Genomic DNA, 19,972 nt, shown 5'->3' with positions numbered 1-19,972 from the left:
TTTCGGGCCGGCCTTTTGCCGTCCAGAAAGGACCCATGGACCTGCGACGCTGTTTTACCCTGATCGTCCTCGCCGCCACCCTGGTGCTCGGCGGCTGCGCCAGTACCGGCCCCGTGAGCCTGGCGGAGGTGCGGCAATTCGCCGACGCGTCGGCCAAACTGGGCGGCTACGGTGAGCTGTCGCGCCGCTATCGCGACACCTACGAGCGCGAACAACCGTACCTCTCTCCCGCCGCCGACCGCATCGCGAAGGAAAACGATGCGCGCCGGCGCGCCGTGTACGACGACTTCGTCAGCATCCAGAAGACCGTCGTGCTGTACATGCAGACGTTGAGCGTGCTGGCGGGCGACGCGCGCTACGACTTGTCCGACCGCATCGACGACCTCGGCAATGGTCTCAAGGCGAACGCGGAGTCCGGCCTGCAGCAGCGCCAGATCGCCGCGTACACGGGCCTGACACGGCTGCTGACGCGGGTGATTGCATCGGGCTACCAGAACCGCAGCGTCGAGACAATGGTGCGCGACGGCGACGCCGATGTGCAAGTCTTGCTGGAGGCCATGATCGAGCTGACCCGCCTGTACGCGAAGACCAACGACAACGAGAAGAAGACCGTGCTCGGCATCTTCGATGTCGAAATCCCGTTCTCCACCAGGACGTCCGACCGCATGCTCGTGACCTTGGCCAAGGTCCATTATCTCAACAAGTCGACGGAGTACAAGCTGGTCGACAAACGCTATGACCTGGCCCTCCAGGGTTTGACGAAGGTCGCCCTGGGCCACCAGAAACTGCGCGAAAACCTGAATAACCTGCACGGCGACGAAGTGCGCAAGTTGCTGGCCGTCTATGCGCGCGACCTGACGAAACTGCGCGACGCCCTGTCCGATTGAGCGCACGAGGAGAGATCATGGCAAACGACGAGAAACCGAAACAGGCTGCGCCCGCCGCGCCGCCGCCGCCCAGCCCGGCCGAGGCGTTGTCGACCGCGCACCAGGTCGAGGAATTGGCCGACAAGCTGTCGGCGTGCGCGGACAGCATCCACCAGCGCGTCATGCGCGACATCCGCCGCCACCAGGGCCAGGACGTGCCGGAACCGGAGCAGATGGCCGCGCGCGCCCTGTTGAACGCCGAGATGGAATTGCGCCAGCGCGCCAACCGGCTGTATGCGGAGGCGGCCGCATGCGTCGTGTCGGCGCTGGGCCAGCCGCAAGCGCACCTGGTCCAGCTGACGGTGGACGCCGCCGACAAGATCAAGCGCATTACCCGCATCGGCGACGGCATCACGCTCGTCGCGCGCCTGCTGGGCTTGGCTGCGGCCGCCAGCACGGGCCAGGTCGTCCCCATCCTCGCGGCCCTCGACGGGCTCAAGACCCAGCTCGACATCGTCGCCATCGACAACGCGCCATCCCTGCCCGCCTCGTCGGCCTGAATGCGGCCGCCGTGCGGCGGTATCCACGCCCCTCGTTCCGCGCTACACTGAAATCGCCGCCGCGCGGCTTCCAACGACACGAACGAGGGGACATCCATGAAAGCCATTCCGCACGCCGCTTCCGGTGCATGTCGTCACGTCTTCGCTGTCGTGTGACCATGGAACCCCTCACACCCGAGCAGCTGGCGCTGCTCAAGACCATGCTGGAGCAGCGTCTTGCCGCGCTGTCCAGCATCGAGGAGCCGCGCCCGGACGCGGGAGAATTGCCTGTGGAAGATGTGGAGACGTCGCCGCTGGACCGCGCCACCGTCCGTCTGCTGAACGACCTGTCGCGCGAAGCGGCCGGCCATCACTCGGCCGAGATGCGCCAGCTGCGCCAGGCGCTCGCCCGGATCGAGGACGGCAGCTACGGCTATTGCGAGGACTGCGGCCAGCCGATCGGCGCGTCGCGCCTGCTGGCCCGGCCGGAGGCGCGCCTGTGCATCGACTGCCAGACGCGGGCCGAGCGGCGCTAGTTCAATACATGTGTTGCCCGCCGTTGATGGCCAGGTTGGCGCCCGTCATGAAACCGGCGTCTTCCGACACGAGATAGGCGACGAGGCCGGCGATCTCGTCCGGCTCGCCCAGCCGCCCCATCGGGATCTGCGGCAGGATCTTGCCATTCATCACGTCGGCCGGTACGGCCTCGACCATCTTCGTGCGCAGATAGCCGGGCGACACCGTGTTGACGGTGACGCCGTGGCGCGCCATCTCCAACGCCAGTGCCTTCGTGAAGCCGTGCATGCCGGCCTTGGCGGCCGAGTAATTGGCCTGCCCAAAGGCGCCCTGCTGGCCGTTGACGGACGAGATATTGACGATGCGGCCAAATTGCTGCGCCATCATCGGTTCGATCGCCTGCTTGCTCATGTTGAACACGCTGTCGAGATCGGCACGCAGGACGTCCTGCCAATCGTCCAGGGTCATCTTGCGCAGGCTGCGGTCGCGCGTGATGCCGGCATTGTTCACCAGCACGTCGAGCCGGCCCATTTCGGCCAGCAGTTTCTGCATCATCCATTCGCAGTCGCCGTAGTCGGTGACGTCGACGCGATACGTCGTGAATCGGTACCCTTCGTCTCTCTGGGCGGCCAGCCACGCGTCAGGCGTGGCATTGCCGGGCGAATAGGTTGCCGCCACGCGGAACCCCTCCGCCTGCAGGCGCCGGCAGATCGCCGTGCCCAGTCCCCCCATCCCTCCAGTCACCAAGGCTACTTTGTTGTCGTGCATGGTTTCGTCGTCCTTCATCAACCTGCCGCGCCGGGTGCGCAACACGAAACATCGAGTCTAGGGGGACGGACAAAGACGTCGTTGACGAAACGCAAATAGACGCGGGGGACGCGGACTCAGTGAATCATGTCGGGCGGCGACGCCGGATCGAAATCGGCCCAGTCGCCATCGACGATATTGCCTTTCGCGCGCTCGATGTGGTGGGCGCCCAGGCCGCGCAGCAGGTCGACGGCGCGCGACTCGAGGCCGGGATCGTCGAAGGCGACCGCGATGAGCATGCCGGCCGGGCGGTTTTCCATCGGCGCGCGGCCGCCCTCCTCGCGTTCGCCGGGATCCTTCATCTTCGTAAAGCTGAACAGCGAGCCGACGTGGGCGCCCAGGAGGCCGCCGACCACGGGGCCCAGCGGTCCGGTCACGGGGGCCGTCGCGGCGCCGGCCACGATGCCGACCGCCGCACCGGCACCGGCGCCCTGGGCCACGCCTTCCGGCGATTCCTTGGCGCCCGGCGAGTGGATGTTGTCGCCGCCGATCGGCGTCAGGTCGTGCTGGCCCGGCTGGCTCAGGTAGAACCCGCTGATGCGTTCGCTCGGGAACCCGGCGTCGATCAGGGCACGGCGCGCCCGCTCGACGTCATCCTGCAGCTGGAAGTGCCCTGCAATGATCGTGGACATGGATGACCTCCTGCATATAAAGGTGTGGCCATGATGCCTCCCGCTGGGCTCGGTCTCTGTACGCGAGCGCACGCAGCGGAGCCGCTAGCGCCACTGTCCGTAGACCATGCCGTAGTGCTCCGGTTCCGGTGCCGGCGCGGGGAACCAGTCGCGTGGGTCCACGCGGTAATACGCCTGGAACTCCGCATACAGTTGCGGATGGCGCGCGGCCAGCTCGTACGGCTGTTCGAAGAAACTCTCCGTGGCCACGGCGAAGAACTCGGCCGGATTCGTGGCGCCGTACGGATCGAGCACGTCGCGCTGGCCCCAGTAGGCGTCACGCCGCAGCAGCGCGAAATCGTGCGACAGCGTTTCCGACCAGCTCCGGTAGCGCTCCGGGCTGCCGAGAAAGGGCGCGCCGTTGTTGCTGCCCGATTCGCTGTCGAGCTGGTGCGCGAACTCGTGCAGCACGACGTTGTGCGTGCCCTCGGCCGCCAGGCCGGCGCGGCGCACGTGTTCCCAGGACAGCACGACGCGCCCGTCGCCCCACGATTCGCCCAGCAGGTCCTGGCGCGTTTCCGTGACGACGCCGGCCGCGTCATGCTCGCGCCGCGGCACGAGGAAGGCGCCCGGGTAGACGAGCACGGCGTGCAGGCCCGGATACACGCGGCTGGGCCGGTTCAGCAGCAGCAGGCACGCCTGCGCGGCGATCGTCACGCGCATCTCTTCCGTCACGTCGAGCCCGGCGCAGCCGACGAACGTCTTCTGGTGCAGGAACTGCTTGACGAGGCGCTGCAATTGCAAGCGCAGGTCGGACGGCATGCCCCGGTACTGGTCCACGTTGCGCTCGATGATGCCGAGCTGGGCCGCGGTGAGCGGACGCGCCAGCACGCGGCGCAGGCGCCAGCGCGGCAGCAGCCACGCGAACAGCACGCCGAGCGCGAGCACGGCGCAGACGATAGCGGCTTCCATCGTGTTCTCCCGATACCGGCGTTACTGGGCCTCTTGCGCGCGCGGCGCGAAATACGCCGCGACGGCCTCCGCATCGCCGATCAGCTTGCCGCCGATGAAGACCTGCGGCCACGTGGTGGCGCCGGTAACGGCGCGCAGCACGCTGGTGGTGATCTTCGCATCCTGCGGGATGTCCGTAAAGACGATGCCGTTCGCCTTCAGCACGGCCTTGGCACGGGCGCAGAACGGGCAGCCGGGTTTGGAAAACATCACGACGGGTTCGCGCGGCGTGGCGTCCGGGTTGAGGTAGCGCAGCATGGTGTCGGCGTCCGACACTTCGAACGGATCGCCTTCCTTGTCCGGCTCGATGAACACCTTGGCGATGATGCCGTCCTTGACGAGCATCGAATAGCGCCACGACCGCTTGCCGAAGCCGAGGTCGCGCTTGTCGACGAGCAGGCCCATGCCTTCCGTGAAGTCGCCGTTGCCGTCGGGGATCATGGTGATGTTGCCCGCCTCCTGCCCAGCCTGCCAGGACTGCATCACGAAGGCATCGTTGACGGAGATGCAGACGATCTCATCGACGCCGTTCTCGCGGAAGGCGGGTGCCAGCTCGTTGTAGCGCGGCAGGTGTGCCGAGGAACAGGTCGGCGTAAAGGCGCCTGGCAAGGCGAACACGACGGCGGTCTTGCCCTTGAACAGTTCATCGGTCGTGATGTCGCGCCACTGGTCATTGGGGCGCGCCTTGAACGTCACCTGGGGAACGGGTTGGCCTTCCAGCGATTCGGCACTCGGCAGCATGGAGTCTCCTTGATGGGGTAAGCGGTCGGGGTGCCGCACCCGGCATATGAGCACGCTTGTCGCCTTTTCAATTGGAATCCTGCAAAAAAACAGCGCCACCCGGCCTTGCGGCGGGGTGGCGCAGCTGATGGCGGCACGTCACGCGGCCGCCATCAACGCCAGCGCGCTCAGACGCGCTCTTTGGCGACCTGGCTCGGAGGCGGGCCGAACAGTGCGGCGACGAGCGGATCGCGGGTCACCGGGCTGCGGTTGACGCGGATCGCGTAATGGGTGTCGTCGGCAAGGATGTGGAAGTGGCGGCCGGTGCCGGCCATGCTCTGCTCGCGCAGGCCCGGACGCTCCTTGCGCGGGGCGGCGCCTTCGCGCTTGGGCTGGCAGATGGCGCCCAGGAAGGCCTTGACGCGATCCGGATCCGGCGAAATGCGGTAGACGGCCTTGCCCAGGTAGGTGGCGGTACCTTCGATGTAACGGGCCAGTTCGATGACGCCGGCTTCGCGCAGGTCGCGGATGTATTTGCGGGCGCCCGACGGCGAGAATTTGAGGAACCATGCGATTTCGTCGGCCAGCATCTCGTGGGTCTGCAGCTCGCCGATCAGCTTCTGCATGTTTTCGATACGGCGCTGGGTAGCCGACGTCGACCGCACCCGTTCGATCGGCGCGAGCGAAATCGGAGCGCGCTCGGTCGGTTGCGGTGGGACGCGTTCGATCAGTGCAGAGTTAGTGGAAGTGTGCACCGCGTTGAGTTCGCCTTGTACCGCATTGTGGTGAGTCGCTGCATGCATATTGGTTTACTCCGTGAAAAGGACGATGTTCTGTGTATGGCCCGGACCGCCGTATTCGTGTATGACCACCTGACAACACGCCGGTTCCGCTTAACTGGGTACAAGATTGCCTGCCTCACCATGCCCGGTCTGTGCGCCATCCAACATTTCTAAAAATTTCTGAAAAGTTATTCATCCCTAAAAGCAAGAGAAATTCGATCGCGTATTGACACGCGACAAATTGGTGAGGCTCAACGGGAACCGGCTGCACGGCTTGCAATCGAAGCGGTATCGACCTGACCGCGTGACATGACAATCCCGTAATAAAAGGAGGCGTGAATGCACGAAGGGCGACATTGAACGAAGTAAGCGACGGTTATCGCGCAGTTCGTAACATCCTGAAACAAACCGCAATCATGGCATAAATGGCTACGTTGTAAAATCGCCACAACAACCGGCTGTTAGGTGCGCTACCGCACTGACCCGAAAAATGGCCGACTTGTAAGCTTGACATCAACATCACTGCAAGCCATGCGATGTCAAGTACCTTTACAACTTATGGGAGTTACCTGTGAATAATACGAAGAAGATCGCTCTGGCCGCCGCCATCCTGTGCTCCGCCGGAACGGCCCTGGCTCAGGACACCACCGAGGTCATCAATCCGTCGTGGTACATCGCCCCGACGATCGTCGGTATCAAGCCCGACCATGATTTCGGGACGTCGAAGAAGGACTGGGGCGGCGGGCTGAAGTTCGGCAAGGCCGTCCATCCTCTGTGGGACATCCAGATCGGCGCCACCCAGGCGCGCGTCGACGATAACAATGTCAACTACCGCCAGACCCTCGTCGGCGTCGATGCCCTGCTGATGCTGTCGCGTAAGACGTTCCGTCCGTACCTCCTGATCGGCGTCGGCGGCGAACGCGACCACGTGAGCAATCCGATCCGTAACGTGTCCGGCTGGTCGCCGTACTACCAGGCCGGCGTCGGCTTCCAGGTCAGCATGAACGAGCAGTGGTCCCTGCAGGCCGACGTGCGCGACGTGCGCTCCCACCTGCGCGACGACGACGAGTTCGGCTTCTCGCGCGCGAACACCAAGTACGCGACGTTCAGCCTGAACTACGCCTTCAACCCGCCGCCGCGCCCGGCCCCGGCTCCGGCCCCGGCGCCTGCCCCGGCTCCGGTCGTCGAGGCACCGGCCCCGGCACCGGCCGCTCCGCCGCCGCCGCCGCCGGCACGTTTCGAGAAGGTGACCCTGTCGGCCAGCGAACTGTTCGCCTTCGACAGCGCCACCCTCTCGTCGCCGCAGCCGAAGCTGGACGACATCGCCGCCGCGTTGCAGGCCGACCCTTCGATCACCGACGTGGACATCAACGGCTACACCGACCGCCTGGGCTCGACCAAGTACAACCAGAAGCTGTCGGAGCGCCGCGCCAACGCCGTGCGCGAGTACCTGATCGCCAAGGGCGTCGACGCCAACCGTCTGAAGGCCTACGGCAAGGGCGAGCAGAACCCGGTCGTGACCGACTGCCACCAGAAGAAACGTTCGGAGCTGATCGCCTGCCTGGCACCGAACCGCCGCGTGGAAGTGGAGCCGATCACCATCGAGCGCCGCGTGCAATAACGCGACAACGCGGGGCCCCGTCCCCGCCTAGCGCTGGGCGTAGGCCCCTGAACGCGCCTTCGGGCGCGTTCGTCTTTTTGGAGGTTACCTGATGGCAGTACAAAACTGGATCCCCTTCTCCCGCCAGGTCGTCCATGTGATGCGCTGCGCCGTGACCGAATGGCTGGGCCACCGCGCATCGAGCAAAGGCGCCGCCCTCGCGTTCTACACGCTGTTCTCGCTGGCTCCCATCCTCGTGCTCGTCATCGCGATCGCCGGCTTCTTTTATGGCACCGACGCCGCGCAAGGCCAGCTGCTGGACGAGCTGCGCGGCCTCGTCGGCACCCAGGGTGCGGAAACCATCCAGGCGATCCTGGCCGGTGCCCGCAACAAGGAAAGCGGCAAGCTGGCGACGATCATCGCGACGGTGCTGCTGCTGATCGGTGCGACGAGTGCGTTCGCGGAACTCAAGGACAGCCTGGACGAAATCTGGGACGTCCCGCCGCCGAAGGACGCCACCTGGTGGGACACCATCCGCACCCGCCTGCTGTCGTTCGGCCTGATCCTGACCCTGGGCCTGCTGCTGATGTTCACGCTGGTCGTGTCCGCCGCATTGTCCGTGCTGGAGAAATACCTGGGCGGCATGTGGCATTCCGCGACGATCATCCTGGGCTGGGTGGCCTGGGCCTTCAGCTTCCTCGTCATCGCCGTGATGTTCGGCGCGATCTACAAGCTGCTGCCGCGCGTAAAACTGTCGTGGCACGACGTGACCATCGGCGCCCTCGGCACCGCGATCATGTTCACCGTGGGGAAGTTCGCGATCGGCCTGTACATCGGCAACAGCGGCACGACGAGCAGCTTCGGCGCGGCCGGTTCGCTGATCGCGCTGCTGCTATGGGTGTATTACTCGGCGCAGATCTTTTTCCTGGGCGCGGAATTCGCCCGCCAGTACGCGCTGCAGATGGGCAGCCTGAAGGACAAGCATGTCCCAGGTGCGCCGCCGCCGGAAGCGCGCCCATCGCCCGTGCACTGAACCACCGCGGCGCCGTTGCCCCTACGGGACGGCGCCGTCATTCGCCGAGCAGTTCGGCGATGACTTCCATCCCTTCCACGCGTTCGGCCACGACCTTGATCACGACGACGACGGGCACGCCGAGCAGCAATCCCCACATGCCCCACAGCCAGCCCCAGAACAGCAGGCTGACGAACACGGCGGCCGGGTTCATCTTGGCGATCTTGCCCGTCATCCAGGTCGTGACCACCATGCCGACGAGCGTCGCGATCCCCAGCGATGCGCCGGCCACGAGGATCACCATCTGCAGCGATTCGAACTGCAGGAAGGCGACGAGGCCCGTGGCCGACGTGATCAACAGCGGGCCGAAGTAAGGCATAACGTGCGCGACCCCGGCGAAGATCGCCCACGCGCCCGCGTTTTCCAGGCCGATGAGGCGCAGCGCCACCCACATCAGCAGCGCCAGCAGCACGTTCGTGACGAGCAGCATGAACATATAGTTCTGGATGGACGTGTTGATGTCTTCGAGGATGTGCACCGTCACTTTTTTCTGCGTCAGCGACGGCCCCGTCAGCTTGACGAGCTTGCGCTTGAACGTGTCCCCAGCCAGCAGCAGGAAGAACACGAGGAACACCACCATCGTGGCTTGCGAGATGAAACTGGCCAGGCCGACGGAACCGGCCAGCAGCCAGTCCATGATGCGGAAATTGCTGCCGCCGGGCGTCTGGGCGACGGCCGGTGCCGCGGTACGCCGCGGCGGCGCCGACCGCTTCGTACCGCCCGCGTTGGCGGCGGCCTGTTCGAGTTCGGCCGCGGCGGCCTGGACCTGCTGGATCGTCGACGGTCCGCCCGACCCATCCGTGAGGATGCGCGTGACCTTGTGCGTCAAGGTCGGGAGTTCGTCGACGATGTTGAGGAACTCGCCCTGCACCCGCTGCATCGTGAGCGCCATGCCGACGAGGATCAGGCCCGTGACGAGCGTCGCGCCGATGGCGCGCCGGATGTGCCAGCGCTCGAGCCAGCGCACGACGGGACTCAACGTGTAGGCGATGAAAATGCCGAGCAACAGCGGCACGAAGAAATTCTTGGCCCACTGCAGGCCGAAGACGAACGCGACGGTGGCGATCACGCCGAGCGTGAGACCGCGCGCCTGGACATGAATGGGCAGGCGCAGGTTGCCGTGCGCAGCGCCGAGCTCTTCGCCCGTCGGTGCTCCATCGGTGTTGACGAGGCCGGCTTCACGCGCCGCCTGTTCGACATCCGCGGGCGCCGCGGCAACCGGCGTGACTGGGTTGGATGCCTCGGATGTTGCGGAGCCGGATTGGGCGAGCTGCATGATACCTGCCTGAAAAAAACAGCCGGTCCCGGGCATCCGCCGGCAGTCTCCTGCCAGGGCGGATGCCGCGCGGCGCGGCAATCGAAACGACTGTCGGGCCGGCCCGCGCACGAGCCGCCCGGTCAGCTTATTTTACGCGGATGTCGTTCTTGACCGACGACACACCTTTCACGCCGCGTGCGACGTCGGCGGCCTTCTGCGCATCCTGCGGCTGGGCCACGAAGCCCGACAGCTGCACGTCACCCTTGTAGGTCTCGACATTGATCTCGGTTGCCTTCAGGGTCGGCTCGTTGAAGATCGCAGCCTTCACTTTTGCGGTGATGGCGGCATCGTCGATGTACTCGCCGGTGCTTTCCTTGGTCGGGCTCGACGAGCAGCCGACGACGGTGAAGGCGACAGCGGCGGTGAAGATGGCGGTGGCGATGCGTTTGGTTGCGTTCATGGTGAACTCCTTGTTAGTGGTGGTACTGGGTTGTGCTCTTGATGAGCGGGGTGCGGCTGCGAGCCGCTTATAGGTCGTTTCAAAACGGACATGGCGTCGTTGCAGCTCCTTGCCGTGCTAGCCCACTATCTGCGTCGCTGCGCCTGGCCTTGACCGTTTTGAAAGAACCTCTTTCATTTGCCGAACTCGGCCTTCGCAGCCGAGACGCATTGATCCTTGGCGGCGCCGGCGAACGCATCGCATTTCTCAATGGCGACGCGGTACGCGGCGGACAGCTTGTCCTCGCGCGCTTCGTTGCGCGCTTCGATCGTTTTCTGGTCGGCCTTCGCGTCGGCCTGCGCGGCGACGAGACGGGCCTTGGCCTGTTCCTGGCACACGTCCTTGTCGTTGCCCGTCAGGCCGGCGCAGCGTGCCTTGTCGAGGTCATAGTTGGCGGAGGCAATGCGCATCCGTGCCCGCGTATAGGCCTTCAGCGTGTCTTCGTACTTGGCGCGCGCTTCTTCCTCCATGCGCACGCGCGCGGCCTTCGCTTCGAGCACGCAGACATCCTTCGGATTGCCGGTGATGGCATCGCAGCGGGCGCGTGCGTTCTTGTACTCGGCCGCCGCCGTGTCGCGTGCCTGCTGGTAAGCCAGCTTCGCTTCCGGCGTCGCCGCGCGGACATGGCCTGCCGCCCACAACAGGGCGGCCGCCAGCAACAGGATCATGTGTGGTGTGCGCATTCTTGTTCTCCTTTTGACACTCTTTTTTTTCAATCGATGTTGACGTTTTACTCTGCCGTAAGGACGACTTCTGTTCGCTGACGAACACTCGAAAAAAGATGATGAAAAAGCATCGGATGAGCACCCGCAGGTGAGTGCGTCATCGCACAGACCCCGTACGCATGACTGCGTAATCTGGTCCCACATCTTTGCCAGGAGAACAAGTCATGAAAGCTACTCGTACCCTTGCCGCCCTCGTCGCGGCCAGTGCGCTCCTCGGTGGCTGCGCCAGCCAGTCGTCCCAGCCCAGCTACGCCAACAACGGCTACAACAATGGCTACGCCAACGGCTACGACAACACGGCTTCGACGGGCTACGGCACGATCGAATCGATCCAGGTGACCAACGGTGAAGGCCGCACGAGCGGTGCCGGCGCGATTGTCGGCGGCCTCGTCGGTGCCTTGGCCGGCAACCAGGTCGGCAGCGGCGGCGGCCGCACGGCGGCAACCGTGGCCGGCGGCGTGGCGGGCGCAGCGATCGGTAACCGTGTGGAAGCGAACCGCGAGGGAGCAGGACAACAGCAGTACGCAGTCAATATCCGTCTAGACAATGGCGAATACCGCACCATCGTCCAGGACAATGTGTATGACCTGCGCGTGGGCAACCGCGTGCGCATCGTCGACGGCCGCGTCTATCGCTATTGAGCGGCGCGCCACGTGCACTTTGAAGCCGGCTCTGCCGGCTTTTTTAATGGGAAAGCGGGCGTCGCGATATGTTGGCGTTACGCGTGGGCTCGGTGAGCCCGCCCTACCGAGCTTTGTGCACGGTGTAACGGGCCATAAAAAGACGGCGTCCAATCGAAGATTGCGACGCCGCTCAAGCCCCACCATATTCGTGAAAACGCGATCCGGTGGCGAATCGCGCCGCGTTGTCCTTAGTATGCCACTTGCTGCGCGCGTTTGCGCTGCAAGTACCAACCGAGCGCGCCCAGGATGGCGGCCACGCCCAGTGCCGGCTTGCCGAGATTGCGCTTGCGAATGAAACCCAGCACGGTCAGCGCATACGGGGCCAGGACCGAGATGCTCGTGCCGGTCGGCTTGAGCAGTGCATCGGCGCGGGTGCGCAGCACCCAGGTCGCGTGGTCGAGCACCGAATGAAAGATCACTTCGGGGCGCGCCTCGTGCTTGATCTGGGCACGCGCGTGGGCGACGCCGCTGCGGTAGAACTCGCCGTCGCGCAACAACGCCCGCTTGCGCTCTTCAAGGGAGCCATGCGTGTGATGGCCAATCGTTTTTTCCATAGCTCGTTCCTCCGGTTACAACAGCATGTCGCGGTCGTTGCGCAATTCCTTCATGGTCTCGGGGAACGCCAGCTTGCCCTGCTTGAGCAGCGAGAGTCCCTTCATCACGAGGATCAGGGTGATCACGACGAACACGACGAACATGACGAGCAGGATCTTCCAGCCCATTTCTTCCCAGGCCAGCGCCACGATCGTCGCGGTGCCGTAGGCCAGCGCGAACCACGTGGCGAGGGCGGCCATCGCGAAGATAACCACGAGTTCGATCACGTGATTGCGCACTTCAGACAGCTCAAGCGCGGCAAGTTCCACGCGCGACACCACGAGCCCGAACAGGTTCTTGGCCAGGCCCGTGATACCACCCATGAGGCCGGGGCTATGCACGACGGTTTCATTGTTATCCATGGCTGCCCCCGACCCGAATTATTTGCGGCCCAGAATGACACCCAGCAGCAGGCCGACGCCGGCCGCCACGGCCACGGTGCGCCATGGGTTGTCCTTCACGTAGACATCGGTTGCGCGCGCCAGTTCCTTGCTCTTGACGAGGGCTTGATCCTGGTACTTGCCGGCCTTGCCCAGCGCCTGGTCGAGCAGTTCCATGCCGCGCTCGCGGAGCTCATCGGCCTTGTTGCCGGTGAGGGAAGCGGCGGCGCTCAGCAGCGATTGGGCGTCCTTGACGAGCGCTTTCACGTCGCCGGAAGCATTGTTCGCTGCGCCGTTGAGTTGGGTGGCGTTGGCGTTGGCGCGGATGGACTCTAACATGGTGTACTCCTTGTTGTTGGTAGTGGTGGGTAAAGGTTCAGGCCAGCAGGTCACGCATGTCGTCGGCGTGCTCTTCCTCGGTGGCCAGGATCTCGGTCAGCATGATCGCGGTGGTCGGATCCTTGTCGCCGATGGCCTGGATCATCTGGCGGTAGGATTCGATCGCCACGCGCTCGGCGATCAGGTCGGCGCGGATCATGGCTTGCACGTCTTCCGAATCGTCGTACTCGGCATGGCTGCGCTGGGTCAGCGTGGCCGGGTTGAAGTTCGGCGAACCGTTCAGCTGGACGATGCGCTCGGCGATGCGGTCGGCGTGGTCCTGCTCCTGCTGCGCATGCTCGAGGAACTCGGCCTTGATGTGGCCCGTGTTCGGGCCGCTGACCGTGTAGTAGTGGCGCTTGTAGCGCAGCACGCACAGCAGTTCCGTCGCCAGTGCGGCGTTAAGCATGCCAATGACGGCTTCGCGGTCGGCCGCGTAGCCCTCGGTGACGGCGCCGTCTTCGAGATTCGCGGCCGCGCGGCGGATTTCCGCGATGTCGAAGCCGTGCGCCAGGTTGGATGCGTTCTGTTCCATGAATCTTCCTCTTTCAGTAAGTTTTAAATTCGGGCGCGGGGCCCTGGTTCAGCGCTGCGCCGCTCGAGGCGGGATCGGTGCGCCGGCGTTCGACAGCACGATTTCCACGCGGCGGTTCAGCTGGCGGTTCGCGGCCGTGTCGTTCGACGCGACCGGGAATGCCTCGCCATAGCCGCGCATGCCGATGCGTTCGCGCGGCACGCCGAGGCCGACGAGGGCCTGGGCCACGGACGCCGCGCGGCGCTCGGACAGGTCCTTGTTATGGGCCGCGGTGCCCGTGCTGTCGGTAAATCCTTCGACCATGACCGTGCGGTCGGGGTTCTGCGTCATGATCTCGGCCAGTTTTTTCACGGTTGCCATGCCGTTCGCGTTCAGTTCCGCGCGGTCGGTGGCAAACAGCACGTCGCCGATCGTGACGACCATGCCGCGCTCCGTCTTCTGCGCATGCAGTTCGACGAGCAGCGCTTCCAGGCGCGCTGCGCGGTCGGCCTGCTGGGCGGCCTGCTGCTGGGCAGCGGCGGCCTGGGCCTGCGCGTCCTGGGCCTGCGCCTGGGCGGCGGCGGCCTGGGCCTGGGCGGCGGCCGCGTCGCGCTTGGCGCGGTCGGCTTCGGCGGTGCGGGCTTCCAGCTGGACGCGGTCGCGTTCGCGGGCCGCATTCGCGACCTCGGCCTCGGCGGACTTCGTCTTCGCGACTTCCTGGGCGGTGGCGATCTTCTGCTTGGCGATGTAGGCCAGGCGGTCGATCGTGTCCAGGCTCTCGCGCTGCGCGGCGGCCTGGTTGGCGCGGTCGAGCGCTTCGCCGGCCTGCTTGAATTCCATTTGCGCGTACGTCGCGACCTGCGGATTGTTGTTCGCCGCGACGAAGTCGGCGCGCGCCTCGTCCAGGGTCGGCGTGGTGGTCGGGACGGTGCTGCAGCCGGCCAGGGCGATCGTGCCGGCAACGACGAGGGCCTTCAGGAAATTCATTGTCATGATGCTTCCTTTCTGCGGTTCTTGTTATTGGGCTTACTGCTGCTGGTCGGAATTGGCGCGGTCGACTTCCTGGCGCAGCACGCGCAGGTCCTCGTTAAGGGCGTCGGCGGCAGCCGTGGCCTTGGCCGAGTTGGCCTTGCTCTGCGCCAGCTTGGCGTCGGCCTGGGCCTGGATCGCGAGTTCGCGCGCCGTCTTGTAATCCTTGGCGGCGAGGGCCTGGTTGGCGCGCATCATCTTGTCGCGCGCAGCCGAGATCTCCGTCGGCGCCAGCTCGGGCGCGCCCGCCGACACGGCGTTTTCGACGGCATTGTGCGAAACCGCGACGGCAGCCGTGGCCGGGGTCTTTTCCGGGCTGGCACAGGCAGCCAGCGAAAGCACCACGGCGGCTGCGCCGACCCGCATCAGCAGGTTCTTCGATTTCGTATCCATCTTGCGACTCCTGATTGTGATTGTGTTGGTAACGTTATAACCCTCGCGCTGGACGAGATCGGTTCGCTGGCGCACATAGACACGCCCTCGGGCCGCCTGCGGCCGGGCTACGGTGCGGCACCGCACATTGACACAAAGACCTTTACGTTAATCTGCGATCAACCCATCCCACCAGAAGGAAGGCCATGACAACCCAGCCCACCCAACAGCCCAGGCGGGGCGCGCGCATGTCGCGTCCGGTGAAGATCACGCTCGGCATCGTCGGCGTTCTGGTGGCGATTCCCGTCATCGCCATCATCATCGTCCTCACGTTCGACTGGAACCGCGCCAAACCCTGGCTCAACGACAAGGTCAGCGACGCGATCGACCGTCCGTTCGCCATCCGCGGCAATCTCGCCGTGCATTGGGAGCAGCCGTCGAAAAGCATACCGAAAGCGCAGCGCACGTGGCGCGACTACATCCCGTGGCCGCATTTGTACGCGGACGACGTCCACGTGGGCAACCCCGAAGGCCTGCCCCAGCGCGACATGGCCAGCGTGCGCCGGTTCTCGTTCTCGCTCGATCCGTTCGCGCTGCTGGGCCACCGCATCCACGTGCCCGTGCTGCGCTTCGACGGCCCGCAGGCCGAGCTGCTGCGCATCGACGCCACGCACTACAACTGGGTCTACAAGCGCGAGGAAAAGAAATCGAAGTGGACGCTCGACCTCGAACGAGTCGTGCTGAACAAGGGCACGGTGCACGTGATCGACGCCGTGACCAAGGCCGACGTCACGGCCGACATCGACACGATCGCGAACGACCCGACCTATGGCATCGCCTTCAAGCTGCGCGGCGAGTACAACGGCGCGCCCGTGGGCGGCGGCGGTAAGACGGGTTCCGTGCTGTCGCTGCGCGACCAGGACGAGCCGTTCCCCGTCCAGGCCGACGTGCACTCGGCCAATACGCGCGTCGCCGTCGAAGGGACGGTCACCCGCCCCGCCCACCTGGCGGGCATCGATGTGAAGCTGACGCTGGCGGCGCCGTCGATGGCGCGGCTGTATCCGTTCACGGGCGTGCTGCTGCCCGAGACGCCCGCGTTCTCGACCGACGGCCACCTGACGGGCGAACTGGGCGAGAACAAGAGCCGCTGGGTGTACGACAAGTTCAAGGGCAAGGTGGGCCAGTCCGACATCGCGGGCCGCCTCGAATTCGCGACGGGCAAGCCGCGCAACAAGCTCACCGGCAACGTCGTGTCGCACCAGCTGCGCTTTGCCGACCTCGGTCCGCTGATCGGCGCCGATTCCAACGCGAGCAAGCGCGCGCGGGGCGTCGAGGCCGTGCAGCCGGAGAACAAGGCCCTGCCCGTCGAGAAATTCCATACTGAGCGCTGGAAGGTGCTGGACGCCGACGTGCGCTTCACGGCCGACCGCATCGTCAAGGACAAGGACCTGCCCATCAGCAAGCTGCAAAGCCATGTCGTGATGAACAATGGCGTGCTGACACTGGAGCCCCTGAATTTCGTGATGGCCGGCGGCAACGTCAACTCGAACATCAAGCTCGACGGCAGCAACGCCAACAGCCCGATCAAGGCGACGGCCGATATCAAGGCGCGCGACATCCATATCAAGGAATTGTTCCCGCAAATCGAAAAGATGCAGGCGACCGTGGGCTCGATCTATGGCGAAGCGAAGCTCACCGCGACGGGCGATTCTGTCGGCGCGATGCTGGCCGCTGCGAACGGCGAAGTGAAAGGTCTCGTCAGCCAGGGCGTCGTCAGCAAGCTGCTGCTCGAGGAGGCCGGCCTGAACGTCGGCAACATCATCATCACGAAACTGTTTGGCGACAAGGAAGTCAAGCTGAACTGCCTCGCCGCCGACCTCGGCGTGAAGGATGGCGTGGCGCAGACCCGCACCTTCGTGCTCGACACGGAGGAAGCCATCGTCGACATCAATGGCTGGGTGAACATGTCGACCGAGCAGATGGACCTGCGCATCAAGCCGGAGACCAAGGGCCTGCGCCTGTTCACGTTGCGCACGCCGTTCTACGTACGCGGCACGTTCAAGAATCCGGACCTGTCGCTCGACAAGAAAGTGTTGGCGCTGAAAGGCGGCGCTGCGGCCGCGCTGGCCATCGTCGCGGCGCCGGCCGCCGCCCTGCTCCCGTTGATCAACGCGGGGCCGGGCAAGGACAGCCCGTGCAACGCGCTGCTGGCCCGGGCGGGTGCGAAGCCTGTTGCGCCGCCGCCCGGAAAAAGCGCCAAGCGTTGAGTTCGGCATGACACAGTGTTATTTGTCGTACAGACCGCTATGCGAACGACATGTATGCTGGAGTCATGGTAAGGCCGGCGCCGTTCCCGAACAGCAGGCCGGCATCGCGAGGAAGCGCAGAAGGCATGAAACGATTCAGTACAGGCAGGACCCCGGCAGCACTATCGACATCGGCACTGCTGGCGGCTCTGGCCCTGTACGGGATCACGGGATGCGCGACGAACAGCCCGAAGGCTGTTGTAGGGCAAACCGATGACGCCGGCATTACGGCCGGCGTGAAGGCCGCCCTCCTCGGCGATGCCAGCCTGAAGGCAAACCAGATCGACGTCGACACGGACCTGGGGGTCGTCAAGCTGAGCGGATTCGTGAGCTCCGCGGACGACGTGGCGGCGGCCGCCGCGGCCGCGCGCACCGTGAGGGGCGTCAGATCGGTCAGGAATGAGCTGCGCCTGAAGTGAGTATGCAACCCACCTTAAGGAGATCAACATGAAGACCATCAAGCACATCATCGCGACCGCAACGCTGGCAACCGTGGCCCTGGGCCTGACCGGCTGCGCCGGCATGTCGAAGCAGGACCGTAACACCGCCATCGGCGCCGGCGCCGGCGCCGTGGTCGGCGGCGCACTGACGGGCGGCAGCGCAGTCGGTACCGTCGGTGGCGCAGCTGTCGGCGGCGTGATCGGCAACCAGGTGAAGACCACGCACTGATCGCGTCTGCACCAGGCAGAAAATGCCCCGCTTGCCGGGGCATTTTCTTTTTGAATCGACGACGGTCAGACCAGCACCGGAGCACCGACACCGGCACCCGCTTCGCGCACGATCTCGTAGCAGGTGCAGGCAGCGGCGGCGAGACGTTCCGGATCGAGGATCTCGATATTGCCGCGGCTGTAGTTGATGAGCCCCTGCTGCTGCAACGCGCTGGCGGCCTTGGTGACGCCGACACGGCGCACGCCCAGCGCATGGGCGAGGAATTCGTGAGTCAGGTGGAATTTATCGGACTGCAGGCGATCGCGCGTGACGAGCAGCGAGCGTGCGAGACGCGCCTCCAGCACGTGGTAGCGGCTGCACACCGCGATCTGGATGGCCTGGGCCAGCAGCGCATCCGTGTAGCGGTACAGCACGCGCTGCAGGGCCGGGTTGCGGGCGAATTCGAGGCGCAGGCGGCCGGCGTCGATGCGGCTGGCGCTGCCGGCACGCTGCACGACGGCGCGCACCTGCGTCGTATCGTGGCCGAGCGCGACGGTGGCGCCCAGCATGCCCTCGCGGCCCACGAGGCCCACCTCGAGCGTCATGCGGCCTTCGGCCACGGCCATCAGCGAGATCAGGCAATCGTGCGGAAAATAGATGTGACGGATGATGTCGCCCGGCTCGCACAACACGGCCCCGACGTCCACCTTGACCTGCTCGAGTGCCGGCAGCATCCGTGCCATCTCCTGCGGCGGGAGCGCGGCCAGCAGCAGGTTGGCATTGTGCTCGGCAAGCACAGGTGGAGCGGCTGAATTCATCGGACCCTCGCGGTTGGACTTCATCGGTTCACACGTTTGGGAGATTGGCTATTTACACTGCCCGGAAACATTTACTGACAACTTACAGTCAGCGTACCGGCCGCGCCAGGGCAAGTATGTACGGTGACGCACGGAACGGGGTGTTGTTGCCAGGGACAATGGAAACGTACCGGACTCGAGGCTCGCGCCACGCCCTCGTCCCCACCAACACCGGAAAGGAAAGCCATGGACACGCACCCCACCCCGCCCGCCCGGGCAAAGCAACACCCGCTGCTGATCGCCGCCGCAATCGCGGTCATCCTGTTCTGCGCCATCGGCACGGCGGCCATCATGGGCTGGCTGCCGTCGTCGACCGGCCACAACCGCGGCCAGTTGAGCGACGCCGACCGCGCGGCCCTGTCGGCCGGCCTGCAACAGCCGGGCCAGCCGGGCACCTTGGCCCCGGCCACGGCACCCGCCGCACCGCTGGCGAGCCAGCCGCAAACCGCCTACCCGGTGCAGACGCCGGTGCAGCCCGCCTACCCTGCTCCGGCCGGCGCGCAATCCTATGCCGCACCGGACACCGCCTACGGCTACGGCGGCAGCCAGGGATCGACGAGCGCCGGCGCCGACTACGCGCCCGCCCCGGCCCCGGCGCCGCAATACGCGCCGGTCGAGCGCGCCCCGGCGCCGAAGGTCACGCATCAATCGACTAAGCTGGCATCCAACGACACCGGCAGCAACTGGTGCAACAACTGCGGCAACATCGAGTCGATCCGCCAGATCAAGACCCGCGCCCAGGGCAGCGGCGTCGGTGCGGCGGGTGGCGCCATCCTCGGCGGCTTGCTGGGCAACCAGGTCGGCAGCGGTCACGGCCGGCAGCTGGCGACGGTCGCCGGCGCGGTCGGCGGCGCCGTCGTGGGCAACCAGGTGGAAGGCAACATGAAGGCCGACGTCAGCTACGAGATCCGTGTCCGCCTCGACGACGGCACGCTGCGCACGTTCCACCAGCACAGCGCCCCGCCGTGGCGCACGGGCGACCGCGTGCGCATCGTGAAAGGATCGCTGCGTTCGGCGTGAGGGAACCCGCATCGACGGTCGACCGGGGCTTCGGCCCCGGTTTTGTTTTGTCCAGCCGCGTGCTATGTTGGAGACGGGTGCGCGGCGTGTGCATCTTGCACGATCGCTCACTAAGTTTTCTTTTTCGCAATGTGCGTTGGCGCACGGATGAGTTTGCCTCCGCACAGCAGTATCGGCTTCGTACG

General features: G+C 65.5%; 25 protein-coding genes. 10 read left to right on the top strand and 15 right to left on the bottom strand.

The genetic code is table 11. The features are described 5' to 3' along the window. The first annotated feature begins 35 nt into the window (after positions 1-35). From QPK29_RS14405 to QPK29_RS14395, 3 genes are all read left to right on the top strand, one after another. Positions 36-887 carry a hypothetical protein gene (locus tag QPK29_RS14405; protein ID WP_371769991.1) on the top strand — a complete coding sequence of 284 codons (852 nt, stop codon included), beginning with the start codon at positions 36-38 and terminating at the stop codon, positions 885-887. A 17-nt stretch (positions 888-904) separates the two neighbouring features. Then, entirely contained in the window at positions 905-1,426 is a 522-nt protein-coding gene (locus tag QPK29_RS14400) for a hypothetical protein (RefSeq protein ID WP_371769992.1), read from the top strand. 158 nt (positions 1,427-1,584) lie between these two features. Next, positions 1,585-1,941, top strand: a complete 357-nt coding sequence (locus tag QPK29_RS14395) for a TraR/DksA family transcriptional regulator (RefSeq protein ID WP_371769993.1) — start codon at positions 1,585-1,587, stop codon at positions 1,939-1,941. 1 nt (position 1,942) lies between these two features. Here QPK29_RS14395 and phbB read toward each other — a convergent pair whose 3' ends face one another. From phbB to QPK29_RS14370, 5 genes are all read right to left on the bottom strand, one after another. Then, positions 1,943-2,689 (bottom strand): acetoacetyl-CoA reductase, encoded by a 747-nt coding sequence (phbB, locus tag QPK29_RS14390; protein WP_056128399.1) that lies wholly within the window; start codon positions 2,687-2,689, stop codon positions 1,943-1,945. Between the two features lie 116 nt (positions 2,690-2,805). Continuing rightward, positions 2,806-3,360, bottom strand: coding sequence for a hypothetical protein (locus tag QPK29_RS14385; RefSeq protein ID WP_056127511.1), 555 nt, complete (start codon positions 3,358-3,360; stop codon positions 2,806-2,808). An 84-nt stretch (positions 3,361-3,444) separates the two neighbouring features. Continuing rightward, positions 3,445-4,311, bottom strand: coding sequence for a M90 family metallopeptidase (locus tag QPK29_RS14380; RefSeq protein ID WP_371769994.1), 867 nt, complete (start codon positions 4,309-4,311; stop codon positions 3,445-3,447). 21 nt (positions 4,312-4,332) lie between these two features. After that, complete coding sequence (locus tag QPK29_RS14375) at positions 4,333-5,091, bottom strand: glutathione peroxidase (RefSeq protein WP_371769995.1); 759 nt, start codon at positions 5,089-5,091, stop codon at positions 4,333-4,335. A gap of 167 nt (positions 5,092-5,258) precedes the next feature. Further along, positions 5,259-5,873: a winged helix-turn-helix domain-containing protein gene (locus QPK29_RS14370; protein ID WP_056127502.1), complete on the bottom strand. Its 615-nt coding sequence runs from the start codon at positions 5,871-5,873 to the stop codon at positions 5,259-5,261. Between the two features lie 550 nt (positions 5,874-6,423). Here QPK29_RS14370 and QPK29_RS14365 point away from each other — a divergent pair. Then, positions 6,424-7,473: an OmpA family protein gene (locus QPK29_RS14365; RefSeq protein ID WP_056127499.1), complete on the top strand. Its 1,050-nt coding sequence runs from the start codon at positions 6,424-6,426 to the stop codon at positions 7,471-7,473. A 91-nt stretch (positions 7,474-7,564) separates the two neighbouring features. Then, positions 7,565-8,485 (top strand): YihY/virulence factor BrkB family protein, encoded by a 921-nt coding sequence (locus QPK29_RS14360; protein ID WP_371769996.1) that lies wholly within the window; start codon positions 7,565-7,567, stop codon positions 8,483-8,485. A gap of 37 nt (positions 8,486-8,522) precedes the next feature. Here QPK29_RS14360 and QPK29_RS14355 read toward each other — a convergent pair whose 3' ends face one another. The 3 genes from QPK29_RS14355 to QPK29_RS14345 all read right to left on the bottom strand — a co-directional run bounded on the left by QPK29_RS14355 (position 8,523) and on the right by QPK29_RS14345 (position 10,964). Then, entirely contained in the window at positions 8,523-9,800 is a 1,278-nt protein-coding gene (locus QPK29_RS14355; RefSeq protein WP_371769997.1) for an AI-2E family transporter, read from the bottom strand. 127 nt (positions 9,801-9,927) lie between these two features. Beyond that, positions 9,928-10,242 (bottom strand): BON domain-containing protein, encoded by a 315-nt coding sequence (locus tag QPK29_RS14350; RefSeq protein WP_056127494.1) that lies wholly within the window; start codon positions 10,240-10,242, stop codon positions 9,928-9,930. Between the two features lie 173 nt (positions 10,243-10,415). Next, positions 10,416-10,964: a hypothetical protein gene (locus QPK29_RS14345; RefSeq protein WP_371769998.1), complete on the bottom strand. Its 549-nt coding sequence runs from the start codon at positions 10,962-10,964 to the stop codon at positions 10,416-10,418. 206 nt (positions 10,965-11,170) lie between these two features. On the opposite strand from QPK29_RS14345, the gene QPK29_RS14340 reads away from it, so the two are divergent. After that, complete coding sequence (locus QPK29_RS14340) at positions 11,171-11,647, top strand: outer membrane lipoprotein (RefSeq protein ID WP_056127486.1); 477 nt, start codon at positions 11,171-11,173, stop codon at positions 11,645-11,647. A gap of 230 nt (positions 11,648-11,877) precedes the next feature. Here QPK29_RS14340 and QPK29_RS14335 read toward each other — a convergent pair whose 3' ends face one another. The 6 genes from QPK29_RS14335 to QPK29_RS14310 are packed head-to-tail and all read right to left on the bottom strand — an operon-like array spanning position 11,878 to position 14,977. Beyond that, positions 11,878-12,243: a hypothetical protein gene (locus tag QPK29_RS14335; RefSeq protein ID WP_371769999.1), complete on the bottom strand. Its 366-nt coding sequence runs from the start codon at positions 12,241-12,243 to the stop codon at positions 11,878-11,880. Positions 12,244-12,258: 15 nt separating this feature from the next. Further along, positions 12,259-12,645: a phage holin family protein gene (locus tag QPK29_RS14330; RefSeq protein WP_371770000.1), complete on the bottom strand. Its 387-nt coding sequence runs from the start codon at positions 12,643-12,645 to the stop codon at positions 12,259-12,261. A gap of 18 nt (positions 12,646-12,663) precedes the next feature. Then, positions 12,664-13,002: a DUF883 family protein gene (locus tag QPK29_RS14325; RefSeq protein ID WP_082577703.1), complete on the bottom strand. Its 339-nt coding sequence runs from the start codon at positions 13,000-13,002 to the stop codon at positions 12,664-12,666. 37 nt (positions 13,003-13,039) lie between these two features. After that, positions 13,040-13,576 (bottom strand): ferritin-like domain-containing protein, encoded by a 537-nt coding sequence (locus QPK29_RS14320; protein ID WP_056127476.1) that lies wholly within the window; start codon positions 13,574-13,576, stop codon positions 13,040-13,042. Positions 13,577-13,624: 48 nt separating this feature from the next. After that, on the bottom strand, positions 13,625-14,542 hold the full coding sequence (locus QPK29_RS14315) for an OmpA family protein (protein WP_371762989.1): 918 nt from the start codon (positions 14,540-14,542) through the stop codon (positions 13,625-13,627). Positions 14,543-14,581: 39 nt separating this feature from the next. Then, positions 14,582-14,977 carry a DUF4398 domain-containing protein gene (locus QPK29_RS14310; RefSeq protein WP_056127468.1) on the bottom strand — a complete coding sequence of 132 codons (396 nt, stop codon included), beginning with the start codon at positions 14,975-14,977 and terminating at the stop codon, positions 14,582-14,584. A gap of 185 nt (positions 14,978-15,162) precedes the next feature. On the opposite strand from QPK29_RS14310, the gene QPK29_RS14305 reads away from it, so the two are divergent. The 3 genes from QPK29_RS14305 to QPK29_RS14295 all read left to right on the top strand — a co-directional run bounded on the left by QPK29_RS14305 (position 15,163) and on the right by QPK29_RS14295 (position 17,931). Beyond that, a complete protein-coding gene (locus QPK29_RS14305) occupies positions 15,163-17,223 on the top strand; it encodes an AsmA family protein (protein WP_371770001.1) in 2,061 nt (686 codons plus the stop codon). A gap of 125 nt (positions 17,224-17,348) precedes the next feature. Continuing rightward, positions 17,349-17,681 carry a BON domain-containing protein gene (locus tag QPK29_RS14300; RefSeq protein ID WP_056127461.1) on the top strand — a complete coding sequence of 111 codons (333 nt, stop codon included), beginning with the start codon at positions 17,349-17,351 and terminating at the stop codon, positions 17,679-17,681. Between the two features lie 28 nt (positions 17,682-17,709). Continuing rightward, the gene (locus QPK29_RS14295; RefSeq protein ID WP_036237051.1) at positions 17,710-17,931 is read left to right on the top strand and encodes a glycine zipper 2TM domain-containing protein; all 222 of its coding nucleotides are present in this window, start codon (positions 17,710-17,712) and stop codon (positions 17,929-17,931) included. A gap of 65 nt (positions 17,932-17,996) precedes the next feature. Here QPK29_RS14295 and QPK29_RS14290 read toward each other — a convergent pair whose 3' ends face one another. After that, positions 17,997-18,728, bottom strand: coding sequence for a Crp/Fnr family transcriptional regulator (locus QPK29_RS14290; protein WP_371770002.1), 732 nt, complete (start codon positions 18,726-18,728; stop codon positions 17,997-17,999). 225 nt (positions 18,729-18,953) lie between these two features. Here QPK29_RS14290 and QPK29_RS14285 point away from each other — a divergent pair, with 225 nt between their 5' ends. After that, positions 18,954-19,787 carry a glycine zipper 2TM domain-containing protein gene (locus QPK29_RS14285; protein ID WP_371770003.1) on the top strand — a complete coding sequence of 278 codons (834 nt, stop codon included), beginning with the start codon at positions 18,954-18,956 and terminating at the stop codon, positions 19,785-19,787. The last annotated feature ends 185 nt before the right edge of the window (positions 19,788-19,972 follow it).

Source organism: Massilia orientalis, assembly GCF_030411975.2.
Lineage (GTDB): Bacteria > Pseudomonadota > Gammaproteobacteria > Burkholderiales > Burkholderiaceae_D > Telluria > Telluria orientalis.
Note: the sequence above shows the minus strand (reverse complement) of the source record. Positions and strands in the feature narration are given on the sequence as shown.